The sequence below is a fragment of the Crateriforma spongiae genome, assembly GCF_012290005.1.
Taxonomy (GTDB): domain Bacteria; phylum Planctomycetota; class Planctomycetia; order Pirellulales; family Pirellulaceae; genus Crateriforma; species Crateriforma spongiae.
Window position 1 is genome coordinate 294,540 of sequence record NZ_JAAXMS010000008.1, and the last position, 14,831, is coordinate 309,370.

The window sequence follows — 14,831 nt, forward strand, 5'->3', positions numbered from 1 at the left end:
GGGACGATGACGTCGATACCCCCGCTCGGATCCCGCCCCAACCGACCTTTTCCCCACACATCGACCGGAGCCCATCCCGCCATGAATCCGATCTGTTCACGACCCGCCGATCACCGCGGCACCAGCCGTCGCAAGTTCTTACAAGCCGCCGCCGCGACCGCCGTGGCTGCACCGGCAATTTTCACCGCCAAACGCTCCGCCGCCCAAGACGTTATCGGCGACGGCGAATTCACCTATCGCTGTGACCACCAATGCGTGCAGTTGCCCGATCAGTACACCTGGCAAACGACCCACAACGTGGCCGTCGACCCCGATGACAATCTTTATGTGATCCATGAAGGCGACGTTCGCAAACAACAGCATCCGTCGATTTTTGTGTTCGATGCCGACGGAAAATTCATCCGCGCATTCGGACAACAATTCCAAGGCGGCGGTCACGGTTTGGACATCCGTGTCGAATCAGGGACGCCCTTTCTGTATGTGACCGGATACCAGATGGTCAAAACGATTGCCAAAATGACGCTGGACGGCGAACTGGTGTGGCAACAATACGCTCCGATGCAAAGCGGCGCTTACCTTCCCGGCGAAGCCAGCGATCCGCGGCGTGGATGGGGACGCAAAAATTTCCTGCCCACCAATTTTGCTTTCTTGCCCGACGGTGATTGCTTGCTGGCCGACGGCTACGGCAGCTACCTGATCCACCGCTACACCGCCGACGGTGTTTGGAAGTCATGCTTCGGCGGACAAGGCGAAGGGCAGGGCACATTTAATTTGCCCCACGGCCTGTGGGTCGACACACGGGGTGACGAAGCCGAAATTGCGGTGGCCGATCGCGCCCACAATCAAATCCAAACCTTCACGCTCGATGGCCAGTACAAAAAGACCGTGACCGGATTTGGTCTGCCCGCCAACTTGGATACTCACGAAGACTGGATGTTGGTGCCCGAGTTGGTCGCCCGTGTTTCGATCATCGACAAGAACCACAACACGGTGGTGACATTGGGCGATGACCGCGAGCGTATCTTGGCGGACAAAGAAACCAACAAAGGATTCACGATTCGTACCGATGAATCCAAGTGGCAGCAGAACAAGTTTGTCCACCCGCACGATGCCTGCTTCGATTCGTCAGGCAACATCTATGTGGCCGAATGGGTGAAGACCGGCAGGGTCACCAAGTTGACCAAAGTGTGACGGGGACGAAGGCCCGGAAACAGGATTAGAGGCTTACAGGTTGACGGGCTTACGGGGCGACGGGTGACAGGTCGGCGAAGTGTCTTTCACCTGCCAACCCGCAACCTGTCGAACCTGTAACCCGTTAAACCTGTGACCTCAATAATTACTCTTTTTTGGGTTCGGCTTTCTTGAACGCCTTTTCAAACGCCTTATCGCTGAACACCAATTTCATCTGTTCTTTCTTTTCTGCGTCGGCGACTTTGCCTTGGCAGTTTTCACAGCAAAAGGCAACCTTGGCGCCGGCGACTTTGATCGCGGTGTCGGGGTTGATGTCGCCACCGGACAACGGGCAAGCCTTTTGAACGTACTGCTTGGTCGACACCAATTGCAGGTTGGCTTTCTCGGCAAACTTCTTCGGCTCCTTGGCGAACTTGCCTTGGCAGTTGCCACAACAGAAGTAGACCTTGCCTTCCTTGTACTCGGCCGACTTGTCGGCTTTGGCGGCTTTCGGGGCGACCACGCACTGGACGTCTTGCAAGTCGACATCGGCTGCAATCACGGCGGCACCGGCGATCAACAGGACTGCCATGGCGGCGAACGTTTTCTTCAGCATCGATTCAGTTCTCATCTCTCGCGGAAAAATGGACGGCCGTACCGTTGCGACCATCGGCCCCACCCGAATGAGTCTAAAGACCGGACAAGAGCAGGGTCAATCTGATTCTGGCCGCTGTTGCAGCAATAACGTCAAGTAACTGTGTTGCTCCGCGTCCCCCAGCGACAGTCGTCCGGACAGGCGTTCGATCCGCTGCCGGGCCGCTTCGACGTGTGATTCGTCCTGGGCGACCCATTCCAATTCGGCAAAGTCGCCCAAGTTTTCCACACGGTCGACCGCGACGGTGATCGGCGGCAAGGCGTTGCCGGCGGCATCGGTTTCGCCGGCCGACAAACGAAACGTCCGCCGTGATTTGGTGACCGTCGCGACGCGGCGAAAACTTAGCAACACCAACATGTCTTCGAATTCGATCGAATCCCGCTGGTCGCGTCCGATCGGCATCTCGATCTCACGCCGGGCCTTGATCGCGCCCGGCATACGCTGGCCCTTGTACGTGATCCATGCCCGTCCATCGATTCGGCGGACCCGAAAGGCTTCGCGGCTTTCGGCAAAGTCACGTGATGGATGGTTGTAATACGTGTCCTCGTGACGCTCGGGATCACCGGCCGACTCGGCACCCAACTGGATCAACTGCTGGACCAGGGCGTCGGCATCGGCAATGTGAAATTTCTGTTCGACTTCGATCACGGGAGCGATCTCTCAGTGTTGGGGCTGGGTGGAGGGTGCCGCATCGGCGGCGACGGCCATGCGGCAAGGCACGCCTTCGCTGCTGACCCAAACGCGATCGTCCGGTGCGACCGCGACGGCTTCGATCTGTTTCAGTTTGACCGTGGGCAAAACCGTGACCCGCCAAGAATTCAGATTGTTTCCGCCTGCCGCATCGGGTCGGATGTGAAACAAATTGAAATAACTGCACAACCACCAGTCGCCCGAATCGCGATCGATGTCCATGCCCGTCACCATCGGGATCGCCAGCGTTCCGGCTGACTTGGCCACCACGGTTTCCTGTCCCGATAGCACCGACGCCAGCGGGACCGACACCACGACCGCGTGGGGCAAGAATCCTTTGCCGATCAGCCATAGCTTTTCGGATCGCGTGTCCACCGCCACCGCTTCGCAATCCATCGGACCCCCGGGGAATCGCACACGCAGGGATCGAATTTGGTTCTCGGTCAATCGAACATCTTGTTGCACCGGAGGTTCGTCGATGACGTGCAGCGTGATGTGTTCACGCGTTCGGCCGTTGTCACCACAGTCGGCCACGATCAGCTTGGGCATGCCGTCGTGGTCGATCATCGCGGCCATGGCTTCCCAGTCGACCGCTCGGACCGATGGCATGTCACAGTGCCCGGTCCGCTTGCCCGTGCGAGTGTCGAAGGCAAATAGCTCGGCACGACCGCCCGAATCGTTGTGCGTCCAAACGTGATGTGGGGACCGATTCGACCAAGCCAGCCCGCTGCTTTCGGTCAGCGAATCATCCCGCAGCACGACCGAGTCGATCGTTGGGGATTCTTCGGCGTGAACGTATCGGCTGACGGCAAATGTCAGGACGACGGTGATGGCCGGGGTCAACCAACCGCCCAGCAACCGATGGAATGCGGTGTCGCTGAAAGTCACGTTCATCCTCTGTCGTCTTGTGGACCAAGTGACACGTCAACGGCTCGTTCGGTTTCGCCGATTCTTGCGATTCGCCAACACGCACAATCCGGCGAAGGTCAATGCGATACCGGTCACCAGCGACGTGGTCACCGGTTCGCCGAACAGGATCACGCCCGCGATCGCCGCCATTGCCACTTGTGACGCGTTGATCAAATTCACCGCCACGACCGGCAACGCCTTGAGCGCGAATGATAGCGACACGAACGCGGTGAAGTTAAAGATTCCCGCGATCGCCATCGTCTGCCACTGCCCAGCCGTCAGCGCCGACCACTCTTCGCCGCTTACCGTCACCGTGGTGATCGACCACAACGAAATCGTACCGACCATCCCGCTGATCCACATCGTCAGCGGCGCCGACAATCCCCGCGACATCGATTGACGCATCACGGTGCCGAACAAGGCATAGGCGGCTCCCGAAGCGGCGGCACAGATCGCCCCCATCCAGGTCGGGATCGGCGCGGTCGAATCGCTGGGGATTTGGGAAGCATCGGGCGACGACAACACCAACACCGCCGCGATCAAAACCAGGATCGCGATCATCGATCGGGCACGCACCGGTTCGCCCAAGATGACTCGGCCAAGGATCGCCCCGCCGATCAACAACGTGCCCAACGTGATCGGCACCGATGCGGCCAAGCCGATACTGCCCAGCGCCCACTGAAACGCGGCGTTACCGATGAATTGGCCAATCAAAGCGACCAGCATGAACCGTGGCGCCATCGCCAGGCTGGTGTACAACGTTTTCTGACGCGCCCACATCCAAGCCAACAGCGGCGTCAAACAAATCACCGTCGGCGCCGCTTTGACCGCCGACACCAAGAACGGGTTGATGTTGACCGATCCCCGCAGTGCGACGTTGGCCCCCGTGTACAACACCGCCGCAAGCAACCCGAACGCGGCCCCGCCGATGATGCCGATCGACGGATCGGACGAAACCGGTTGCGGTGATCGATACGCAGCGGTCGTACGGCTTTCGTCGACGTCCGACGACGCGACGTCCCTGTGCAAAACCGTCGCCCCAGTCGCAGCCGTCGATCGTCGCGGAATCAGATGCCTCGCGATGAAAGCAATCATCAATGTCAGTTGCCGACGAATGGTTGCTTCATCCCGGTAAGGTGTCTTCGATGCCGTCGTCGTTGCCGCGAGTGTCTCGGATCACCGGGCCGACATCTCCAGGGAGAAAATCGCCGCCCCGCGGGTTCGCCGAATCCGCCGATTCGGGTCCCGGTGCAGGTTGTCCATCGCGTGATGGGTCCTCGGCGAACTGGCCCGGTTGAATCAGCGGATCGGTGTCGGACAGTTTTGACGGATCGCTGTCGTTGGTGTTCGTTTCACCGCTGCCGGCGGATGACTGCATCGCCGATTCGCTGCAACCCAGTTGTGACCGGCAGGGCCGCGCCAGCACGACCGTGATGTTGTCTTCACCGCCCGCGTCGTTGGCTCGATTGATCAAGTCTTGGCAGATCGCCGGCAAGTCATCCGAACCCGACACCACACTGGCCAAGGTGGCTTCGTCCAAATAGCGATACAACCCGTCACTGCATAGTAGGATCGTGTCGCCCGGTTCCAACGTCGCACGGCGGACCTCGGCGATCAAATCACCGTCTTCGTTTTGGCCGCCCAGCACGTTCCACAACACGTTGCTCCACCGGCTGGTCGCTTCGTCTTCCGGTTTCAATCCGCCCGATTCGACCAGCTTGCGGGCCAGCGTGTGATCGGTCGTCAACTGTTGGCACTCGCCACCGCGGATCAGGTAACACCGGCTGTCGCCCGCGTGCACGACGTACAACCGCGGCCAGACCACGTGGGCCATCGTCAGGGTGGTCCCCATGCCTTGTTGTTCGGCGTTGACCGCGGATTCCGACAAGATCCGGCGGTGCGTGTTCTTCAGCAATTCCTTCAAGTCTTCGATGAAGTCTTCTTCACAGTCGTGATCGATTTGAAAGAACCAGTGGACGCTGTTCAGCAACTGGGTGATCAAGTTGTCGATCGCCAGCGAACTGGCCTTCTCGCCCGCCGCATGCCCGCCCATCCCGTCGGCGACCAAGAACAGAAGACCCTGGATGCCGCCGTACAGCCGTGACCGATGATTCAGCGGCAAGCTGGTCGAGGTGACCAGCATCGACTTGTTCAGCTGAGCGATCAGGAATTGATCCTGGTTGACGCGACGTTTGCGGCCGACATCGGTCATGCCATAAGCGTGCGTCTTGGCCAGTCGAATGGCGGATTCGTCGGATCTCATGAGTGTTCCGCGTGGACGGTGTCGAACCTGGCAAGATCGGCGGTGATTCAGGGCCTGCGGCCGGTGATGAAAACCGTCGCGGACGACCGATGGCAGCGGACGCGTCGCGACGCCCGCGACAACAATCGTATCCAATCAGCCGCCGTTTGCGGACACCGCCATCCCCGCGACATCATGCCCCCGCCCCAAAGTCGCCTTTCACTCCGTGAAAGTGGCGCAACCATCCGCCCCAAAGTCGCCTTTCACTCCGTGAAAGTAGCGGTCGTCCTTCCCGCAATCGCCACACTCACCGCCGACACAACCCCGGAGGCCGACATCACTTCCCCGACAGCATCGCTTTCAAAGCTCGCGCCGCCACCACCGGTTCGTCGGCATCTCGCAGCGCCCCGGTGACCGCAACCCGAGCACAACCGGTGTCGATCACCGACCGGACATTTCCCGCCCCAGAGTCGCCTTTCACTCCGTGAAAGTAGCGGTCGTCCCTCCCGCTCACCACACTCACCGCCGACACACCCCCGGCAGCCGGCATCACTTCCCCGACAGCATCGCTTTCAACGCTCGTGCCGCGGCCGTCGGTTCGTCGGCATCTCGCAGCGCCCCGGTGACCGCAACCCGAGCACAACCGGTGTCGATCACGGACCGGACATTTCCCGCATCGATCCCGCCGATCGCAAACGCGGGAATGTCCAGATCCAATGCGACGATGTCCGACAGAAACGCCGGTCCGACGTACGCGTCGAACGATTTCGTGCGGCCGGCGAACACCGGTCCACAGCCGATGTAGTCCGCGCCGCCACGCACCGCTTCGGTCGCCTGGTCCACATCATGCGTGGACACACCGATCAGCACGTCCGGACCCACCACGCCGCGGACCGCACCGATGGGCAATTCGTCTTGGCCCACGTGAACCCCGTCCGCGTTGGACGCGGCGGCAATGTCCGCACGATCATTCACCACCCACAGCGCGCCCGCCTCGCCGGCCGCTTTCGCACCGGCCAACGAACGCCGGTACAACGTCCGGTCGCTGGCCGATCGATCCCGCAACTGGAACACGTCCACCCCCGCATCGGCCAGCGCGACGACGTGCGACGCCAACGCTTCGTCGGACGACATTGCGTCGATCAGAAAATACAGTCGTGCGTCGCGAATACATTTGCGTCGGCTCGCCCCGCGATCGGCTTGGCCCGATTCGGCGATGACGCCCAGACGTGCCGACCAGTCATAAAACACGTATCGCAACCGTTCGATGTCGGCGGCAAAGTCGACGTCGATGCATTTGCCGTACTCTTCCAGACAACGCAGGCTTTGGCCGGTCCGCTGCGTGGCCGCGTGAACGACCACCGTGATGCTCTCGCGACTCGCTTCGCTGTCCAGCCCGATCGTCGTGCCCACGTCGCCGGCGGTGTCACGGGCCGACAACAGACGGACCTTTGACAAACGGCCGGCCGCGGTGGCCAAGTCGTGACGCAGCTGTTTGCCCGTCGCGCTGTGTGCCGGATGGTCCAGGACGAAACGAGCGTATTCCTCCAACGTCCGCAAACCTTCGCCGACGCGGTTCAGAGACGCATCCAGAATGCGATAAACTGATTCACTCATGCTGGCCACTCATTCTGGCACGACTGTCGACGTCGGATATTTCGGCCGGTTGGTCCCGCCATCTTCCTTTCCCACCGCAACGATCCACTGCCATGCAACCCATCACGTTTCGCTTCGTCGCTCACGCCTTTATCTTGCTCTCCGGAACTCTCGGTTTGGCCGGACCGGCATGGTCACAATCGCACATCCAGAAAATCGCACAACCGGACAAGGTCGACGCTTCGTTGCCCAATGTCTTGTTGATCGGCGACAGCATCTCGATCGGCTACACCACCGCGGTGCGAAGCCAGTTGTCCGGCGTCGCCAACGTTTACCGGCCGCCGACCAATTGCGGGCCGACGACCCGCGGCGTCGAACAGATCGATCAATGGTTGGGGGACCGCAAGTGGGACGTGATCCATTTCAACTTCGGACTTCACGACCTGAAGTTCATGTCGCCCGAAGGCAAGAACCTGGCCGATCCCGATGACCCGAAAAACGCCCGCCAAGTCAGCCCGGCGGACTACGTCGCCAATCTGCGGACCATCATCGGCAAGCTGAAAAAGACCGGCGCCGACCTGATTTGGCGTGACACCACGCCGGTGCCGCAAGGTGCCCAAGGCCGGATCGCCGACGATTCGGTGTTCTACAACCAACTGGCCCGCGAAGTCGTCAACGAAGTCGGTGGCATCGCGGTCGATCCCATGCACGACTACGCCAGCGAAGACCCGATCGCCGGCCAACAACGACCCGCCAACGTCCACTACACCAACGAAGGCAGTGCCAAGCTGGCCGAGCACGTCGCCGCTGCCATCGGCGAACAACTCTAACCACCATTGTTCACCCTCCCACCCCGTAAGCCGTGCCCGCACGACTTCACCCTCCCACCGGGAGGTTCGAGCCAAAGCGAGGGGAGGGCCGTCGCCACCGGAAGAACCCTCCCCGGCATCTCGTTCCTCGGTTCCGACCCTCCCGCGGGGCAGGAGGGTACAGCTTTCTTATTTCACCCTCCCACTGGGAGGGTCGAGCCAAAGCGAGGGGAGGGCCGCCGCCACCGGAAGAACCCTCCCCGGCATCTCGTCCATCGATCCCGACCCTCCCGCAAGGCATGAGGGTGAATTCCAGCACGGCCGAAACGACTCGATCTCTCCATCACCCTCCCGCCGGGAGGGTCGAGCCTAATCGAGGGGAGGGCCGCATCATCCTACACACCCTCCCCGGCATCTCGTCCCTCGATCCCGGCCTTCCCACAGAGCATGAGGGCGAATTCCAGCACGGCCGAAACGACTCGATCTCTCCATCACCCTCCCGCCGGGAGGGTCGAGCCTAAGCGAGGGGAGGGCCGCATCATCCTGCACACCCTCCCCGGCATCTCGTCCCTCGATCCCGACCCTCCCGCAAGGCATGAGGGTGAATTCCAGCACGGCCGAAACGACTCGATCTCTCCATCACCCTCCCACTGGGAGGGTCGAGCCTAAGCGAGGGGAGGGCCGCATCATCCTACACACCCTCCCCGGCATCTCGTCCCTCGATCCTGACCCTCCCGCAAGGCATGAGGGCGAATCCAAGCACCGCCCGGCGTGCTCGCGTCGGGTGGTCGTGCCCGAACGCCGCACCCGCGGCTAGCGATGAAAGGCAACCCTAGGGTTTTCATTCGCCTTCTTCAGCGACCATTTTCCTGGTTACCTGGTCACCTGTCGCCCGTTCTGGTCTTCAGAATCCCTACGGTCGACTGGAAAAAGCGGCTTTGCCGAGTTTCGACACAGGCAACTTGGCGGGGCACTAACTACCCTCAGTCGTCACACCCGCGAGGAATGTCTCGCGGGTGGCTCGTGAAGATTTAGAAAACCAGCCGAATAGGGCACTCACAGCAGACCTAGTGGTCCGTGGTGGGGGCCGAATTTGCCCTCATCGGGTTTCCTGCCATTCTGACGCACCATCAGAATTGACGCGACCCACGGGGTGGCTAATCTGAAGCTAACCGAGCCGCAGCCTGTGGCCCGACAGAGTGGGGTGACCGTGTCACCCAAGAGGACGAAGTCTGCGCGATTTCAATCGCTTTTGGCCATTTCTTCGATCAAGACGACGTCGAATTGATAGCAAATCAACGCTTCCCACCTAGTCAACGCGATTTGCAAGCGCGGATCCCGCCAGACCGAACTGAAAATAGCCCACCTTTGTGGCGATCCGCCAGTCCCGCGACGATCGGCCGCCGTCGGAAATGTTAATGCACGAATGTTCACTCAATCGCCTTGAAATCATGCTCAGTGGGTGGGACGATGGGCCCGTCATTCGGGCCCGGCCTGCGGTGCATTTCGAACCGTCGTCTGAACTTTACATGTCGGGCAACCCGTGGCTGGCATTCGGGGCAATGTCAGTGCCATCAGGCGTCCGGACCGATGGCCACCGGATCCCGATTCGGCCTGTCCCGCCGGTTCGACACGTGACCCCACGCCAACCATGATTGCCATGAATCGCAGCGAAAACGAACCCACCGATGGCGACCAGCTGGACATCGACCTGGACCTGCTGGGTATTGTCCGGCGTCGCTATCACCTGATCGCCCTGGGCGTTCTGGTCGGTGCCACGCTGGCGCTGATCTTCTACCTGCAACAAGTTCCGATTTACCAATCGGAATTGTCGATTCTGGTCGGGCAGCGCTCCAGCGAGGTGGCCAGCACGGGCACCGGCAACTTCGTCGAAGGTTCGACGACGATCCAGGAAGAGATCCTGTCGACCCACATGGAATTGTTCAGCAGCCGCAAGATCATCGAACAGGCGATTGCCGATGCGGGTCTAAGCATCGCTCCAGATGATCTGCAGGGGAATCTTTCGGTGTCTAAGGGTGGCGAAGGTTTGGCAAAGAGTGCCAGTATCCTGAAAGCCACGTACCAAGATCCCGATCCGCAATTGGCCTCCGATATCTTGTACGCGGTTTACCAGAGCTATCAACGCTACATCGATGCCCAGTCCCGGGATGTCGGTGGCGAAGCGGCCGAATTGATCGCCCGTGCACAGCAAGAAAATGAAAAGGCGCTTCGCGAGGCCGACCAAGCATACCGCGATTTTGTCGCGTCCATCCCAGCGCTCATTAGCATCAATTCGGCGGGGCAAAACGAACTGAAAGAAGTTCACCGCATGCGGCTGGCCAGCATCGAAGAGGAGCTGGCCGGGATCCGGTCGGAACTGGCCAAGGCGAAGTCACGACGCAGTGTGATCGGGGACTTCTTGGAGCAAAAGGAAGGTGCCGGCGACGAACTAACGGATGCCGAGGTGATGTCCGTCCTGGGACAGGACGAAATCAATCGCATCCAAGCGTTCGTTTTGATTGCAAGATCCCGTGAGGAAAACCGTAGCGAAGAACGATTGTCCGATGCGATGACCAGCGCGTCGGTTCAGGCGGAATACCATCAATTGCTGAAACTGACCAGTGAATTGCGCGTTTTGCGTGCCCAGTTCGGCAATGGCCACCCCAGCGTTTCGGCGATGGAAGCGGAAATCGACAACTTTCGCCAGGTCATCGACGACGCCCGTCGGTCACAACCCGGAATCGAACGCATCCAGGCGACGCCGGCCGAAATCTTGGACAGCTATTACAAGGTGCTGCTGAGCGACATTTCCGAACTGGAGAAACGCGAGGCGGAGCTGTTGGTCTTTTCGGACGAAGAGTCCAAGTTGGCCAAAGAAGTGGAGATGAACTACCTGCTGGGGACTTCGTTGAAGGCAAACCTGGACCGTGCCCAGCAACGCTATGACGTGGTTTTTGAACGTTTGCAAGAGATCAACCTGGCCAACGATTACTCGGGTTTCAGCACCGATTTGATCGTCGTGCCGATGCCGGCGGACAACCCGGTATGGCCGTCAAAGTCAAAAATCGCCGCCTTGGGCATTCTGGCCGGCGGCATGTTGGGGCTGGCCCTGGCCCTGTTGGCCGAAACGGTCGATCGAACGTTCAGGAATCCACAAGAGGTGGAAAAGACGGTCGGGGCCCCGATCATGGCCCACATCCCTTGGCTGGACATCAAAAAGCTGACCCGCAAGGGTGACCGTGAATCGGCGATCGATCCGATGGTCGCGACGTACCATTTGCCCCGCGGCACCGAGGCGGAAACCTATCGTGTCATCCGCACCAATGTGTTGATGGCCGGCAAGAAATCCGGGCACCAGGTGTTCATGATCACCAGCCCGTCGCCGGCCGACGGAAAATCAACCACGGTGGCCAACCTGGCGGTGTCCATGGCCCAGGCGGGCAAGCGTGTCCTGCTGGCCGATGCCGACATGCGTCGCCCCAACGTGCACGTGATCTTCGGCGTCGATCGTGAACCCGGCATGGCGGATTACCTGATCGGGGACGCCACCTTTGACGACTGTCTGCACGGCTGTGATCAAGAAAACCTGTGGGTCTGTCCACACGGCACCCGGACATCGGTCCCGTCGGAGTTGTTGGAAACCGAGCGATTCGCCCAGTTCTTGGAGCAAGCCCGCGACCAGTTCGACATCATTTTTGTCGACGTGCCGCCGATCCTGGCGGTCGCCGATCCGACGATCGTCGGCAGCCATGTCGACAGTTGTTACCTGACGATCCAAATCGAACAGAACAACCGCACGTTGGTCGAACGTGCGGTGGACATCTTCGGGGACCACGGGCTGACGATCGAAGGCGTGATCGTCAACAGCCGCAAATCGCGTCGGAATCACTACGCCTACAGCTCGTACAACTATTACGGCAAGTACGAACACGGGTACCAAAAGACGTATCGCAAGTATTATGAATCGGCGGAGCAGAGCGACGACGATACGAAGCCCGGCAAACGTGTCCGCCGATCATCGGCCAAAAAGATCGACTCGATCCATCCCAGCGACGACCGCGTCAACGGCCACGCCACCACGCCCCCCGTCACCGACCGGGTCGGCAAATGACCCTCAAAGTCGCCCTTCGCTCCCACCACTTTCACCCTCCCGCTTGCGGCAGGGTCGTCCGCGTCACCCATCGTCGCCTTTCGCTCCGCGAAAGTAGCGCAACCAATAACCTTCACCCTCCCACTTGCGTCGGACCGTCAGCCCACAAAACGACAAGCCCGCGGCTAGCGTCCAGCGGCTCACCCAAAGTCGCCTTTCGCTCCCGCCACTTTCACCTCCCGCTTGCGGGAGGGTCGGCTTCGAGCTTGCGAGTCGCCGGGGAGGGCCATCATCAGCACAAAACAGCAAACCCGCGGCTAGCGTCCAGCGGCTCACCCATCGTCGCCTTTCGCTCCGCGAAAGTGGCGCAACCAATACCCCACACCCACCCCCTTCCATGACCTTTCTCCCGTCGTCCAAACCTTCGAACAATCAACCGAACCACGGATGCGACTGAGATGAGTACCAGCAGCTTGGAATCCACCGCCTATGCCCCGGTCGCACGCACATCGGTGGCCCCCTACGTCCCGGCCGACGCCGCGTCGATGCCGCCCCGGTTGTCCCACGCGATGGCGCTTCGATTGGGACGCTGGCAGGCCGGCCGCGACCTGGTGTCGTCGCTGCCCCTGATGGCGGCCGACGCCGCGATGGCTTGGCTGGCCGCGGAGGCCGCCGAAACGATCCACATCGCCAGCGGCGGCGGTGCCCACCCGTTGTTCATCGTAGGCGTGGTGATCATGACGCTGTTTTTCCAGCAGCTGCACGGTCTGTATCCCGCGTGTGGGATGACCTACAACGTCGAATTCCGCCGCATCCTGCGGACCACCGTCTGTGTCTTGTCGGCCGTCGCGTTCGCCATGTGGACCGGCCGCAACGTGCCGGAATTCCCCTGGCTGTGTTTCCTGACCCTGGCCGTCACGCTGCCGTACTTCTTGGCCGCCGCACGTCCGGTCATTCGACACTGGTTGAAACGCTACGACTGGTGGACCCAGCCGGTGGTGATCGTTGGCAACGGCGGGCAAGGCGAACGGTTGTACCGACGCCTGGACGGATGTCGTCACGAGGGCATTCGTCCGGCGGGCATCGTCTATGACCCCGCCCGGCACTGGTCCGGCGAAAACGATGTCCGGGTCGATCCGCCGGCGGGCACCACGGACGTCGACCGCGATCACCCCCAGGTTTGGTCGATGCGAGCACGTATCGACGATGATGGCCATGTCGATTGGGATCATGCGGCGAGTGAATCCGAGTCCACGTCGGTCACCGAAACGCCGTGTTCCCCGGCGCCGACCGATGGACGTCCGCTTCCGGCCAGCGCCTACCTGGCACCGGTGTCACAGCTGGATCGCGTTCTGACGGCGCGGCGTGCCTGTCGCATCGCGGTGGCCAGCCCCGAAGTCGCGGCTTGGCAAAACGTCGACACGTTCCGTGGGGTTCCGCACGTCATGCTGCCGACGTCGTTGTTGTTCGACTGTACCGAACGGGGCCGCCTGTTCCGCCGCGAAGATTCGATCGAGCTGCACTGCGACAGTGCGTTGACCAAACCGCACGTTTTGGCCGCCAAGCGTGCGATGGACTTGGTGATCGTGATCGCCGCGATGCCGTTTTGGTTGCCCGTCATGGCGGGGATCGCACTGGCGATCAAAATCTGGGATCCGGGTCCGGTGTTTTACACCCAGGTCCGCGTCGGACGTCAGCGTCGGCCGTTCCGTGCGATGAAGTTCCGTAGCATGGTGGTCAACGCCGATCGAAAGCTGAAGGAATACCTGCACGACCATCCGGAACTGAAAGCCGAATGGGAAGCCACGCACAAGCTGAAGAAGGATCCGCGGATCACCAAGATCGGGTGTTTCCTACGCAAGACCAGCCTGGACGAACTGCCGCAATTGTTCAACGTCCTGAAGGGCGACATGTCACTGGTCGGCCCGCGTCCGATCATCGATTGCGGCGACTATGACTTGGAATACATTCGCGAACACGCCGACGTGTTCGAGCTGTATCAGATGGTCCGTCCCGGCATCACCGGGTTGTGGCAGGTTTCCGGTCGCAACAGCACCACGTACAAGCACCGCGTGTACTGTGACCGGTACTACCTTCACAACTGGTCATTGTCGCTGGACCTGTTCATCCTGTGGCGGACCATCAAAACCGCACTCCTACGCGAAGGCGCCTGTTAGCCCCTCGCAACGAAGTAGACGGACAGATTTTTTCAAGTCTTGTAACCCGACGCGTGAGTTTTGAAGTTCCGCATTTACCCGAGGTATTGTTTTTTTGGTAACCCGAAGCGTGAGCGAGAAAAAAATGATGTTGACATCGCCTCGCTGACGCGTCGGGTTGCCATTTGTCGCAAGACTTCTGTCCGCCCGCAGCAACCGAAAAATGTCCTACCAAGACCTTGAGGTCTGGCGACGCTCGGCTCGGCTTTCGACGACGCTCTATCAGCAAACGAAAGACTTGCGGGACGTTGGTTTTCGAGACCAGCTCACTCGGAGTGGGCTTTCAATCCCGTCCAGCATTGCGGATGGGCTATGAGCGAGACAGCGACAAAGAGATCGCAAGATTCTTGACCTACGCCAAAGGTTCGGCTGGCGAACTCCGAACGCAGATCCTGATCGGAATTGAAGCCGGTTATATTGAAAAGCCCGACGGTCAACAATGGGCAGACGAAGC

General features: G+C 60.5%; 10 protein-coding genes and 1 pseudogene. 5 read left to right on the top strand and 6 right to left on the bottom strand.

What is annotated here, in order from left to right; genetic code table 11:
* Positions 1-81 precede the first annotated feature (81 nt).
* On the top strand, positions 82-1,191 hold the full coding sequence (locus HFP54_RS20950; protein ID WP_168566652.1) for a twin-arginine translocation signal domain-containing protein: 1,110 nt from the start codon (positions 82-84) through the stop codon (positions 1,189-1,191).
* Between the two features lie 145 nt (positions 1,192-1,336).
* Here HFP54_RS20950 and HFP54_RS20955 read toward each other — a convergent pair whose 3' ends face one another.
* From HFP54_RS20955 to thiE, 6 genes are all read right to left on the bottom strand, one after another.
* Entirely contained in the window at positions 1,337-1,801 is a 465-nt protein-coding gene (locus HFP54_RS20955) for a hypothetical protein (RefSeq protein ID WP_197138514.1), read from the bottom strand.
* 81 nt (positions 1,802-1,882) lie between these two features.
* Complete coding sequence (gene cyaB, locus HFP54_RS20960) at positions 1,883-2,473, bottom strand: class IV adenylate cyclase (protein WP_168566653.1); 591 nt, start codon at positions 2,471-2,473, stop codon at positions 1,883-1,885.
* 12 nt (positions 2,474-2,485) lie between these two features.
* Positions 2,486-3,409, bottom strand: a complete 924-nt coding sequence (locus tag HFP54_RS20965; protein WP_168566654.1) for a YjiK family protein — start codon at positions 3,407-3,409, stop codon at positions 2,486-2,488.
* 30 nt (positions 3,410-3,439) lie between these two features.
* Positions 3,440-4,519, bottom strand: coding sequence for a DMT family transporter (locus HFP54_RS20970; RefSeq protein WP_146416472.1), 1,080 nt, complete (start codon positions 4,517-4,519; stop codon positions 3,440-3,442).
* Positions 4,520-4,547: 28 nt separating this feature from the next.
* Positions 4,548-5,687 carry a PP2C family protein-serine/threonine phosphatase gene (locus tag HFP54_RS20975; RefSeq protein WP_168566655.1) on the bottom strand — a complete coding sequence of 380 codons (1,140 nt, stop codon included), beginning with the start codon at positions 5,685-5,687 and terminating at the stop codon, positions 4,548-4,550.
* 528 nt (positions 5,688-6,215) lie between these two features.
* Positions 6,216-7,283 carry a thiamine phosphate synthase gene (thiE, locus tag HFP54_RS20980; RefSeq protein WP_168566656.1) on the bottom strand — a complete coding sequence of 356 codons (1,068 nt, stop codon included), beginning with the start codon at positions 7,281-7,283 and terminating at the stop codon, positions 6,216-6,218.
* Positions 7,284-7,375: 92 nt separating this feature from the next.
* On the opposite strand from thiE, the gene HFP54_RS20985 reads away from it, so the two are divergent.
* The 4 genes and pseudogenes from HFP54_RS20985 to HFP54_RS26460 form a co-directional block, all read left to right on the top strand.
* The gene (locus tag HFP54_RS20985) at positions 7,376-8,092 is read left to right on the top strand and encodes an SGNH/GDSL hydrolase family protein (RefSeq protein WP_168566657.1); all 717 of its coding nucleotides are present in this window, start codon (positions 7,376-7,378) and stop codon (positions 8,090-8,092) included.
* Between the two features lie 1,630 nt (positions 8,093-9,722).
* Positions 9,723-12,182 (top strand): polysaccharide biosynthesis tyrosine autokinase, encoded by a 2,460-nt coding sequence (locus HFP54_RS20990; protein ID WP_168566658.1) that lies wholly within the window; start codon positions 9,723-9,725, stop codon positions 12,180-12,182.
* Between the two features lie 437 nt (positions 12,183-12,619).
* Positions 12,620-14,338, top strand: coding sequence for a sugar transferase (locus tag HFP54_RS20995; RefSeq protein WP_235952117.1), 1,719 nt, complete (start codon positions 12,620-12,622; stop codon positions 14,336-14,338).
* Positions 14,339-14,540: 202 nt separating this feature from the next.
* Positions 14,541-14,831: pseudogene (locus HFP54_RS26460) on the top strand (four helix bundle protein); the annotation flags it as partial.

Coding starts and splice junctions, on each gene's coding strand:
- HFP54_RS20950 (WP_168566652.1), top strand. CDS start 82: ATGAATCCGATCTGTTCACGACCCGCCGATCACCGCGGCACCAGCCGT.
- HFP54_RS20955 (WP_197138514.1), bottom strand. CDS start 1,801: ATGAGAACTGAATCGATGCTGAAGAAAACGTTCGCCGCCATGGCAGTC.
- HFP54_RS20965 (WP_168566654.1), bottom strand. CDS start 3,409: ATGAACGTGACTTTCAGCGACACCGCATTCCATCGGTTGCTGGGCGGT.
- HFP54_RS20970 (WP_146416472.1), bottom strand. CDS start 4,519: ATGATTGCTTTCATCGCGAGGCATCTGATTCCGCGACGATCGACGGCT.
- HFP54_RS20975 (WP_168566655.1), bottom strand. CDS start 5,687: ATGAGATCCGACGAATCCGCCATTCGACTGGCCAAGACGCACGCTTAT.
- thiE (WP_168566656.1), bottom strand. CDS start 7,283: ATGAGTGAATCAGTTTATCGCATTCTGGATGCGTCTCTGAACCGCGTC.
- HFP54_RS20985 (WP_168566657.1), top strand. CDS start 7,376: ATGCAACCCATCACGTTTCGCTTCGTCGCTCACGCCTTTATCTTGCTC.
- HFP54_RS20990 (WP_168566658.1), top strand. CDS start 9,723: ATGATTGCCATGAATCGCAGCGAAAACGAACCCACCGATGGCGACCAG.
- HFP54_RS20995 (WP_235952117.1), top strand. CDS start 12,620: ATGAGTACCAGCAGCTTGGAATCCACCGCCTATGCCCCGGTCGCACGC.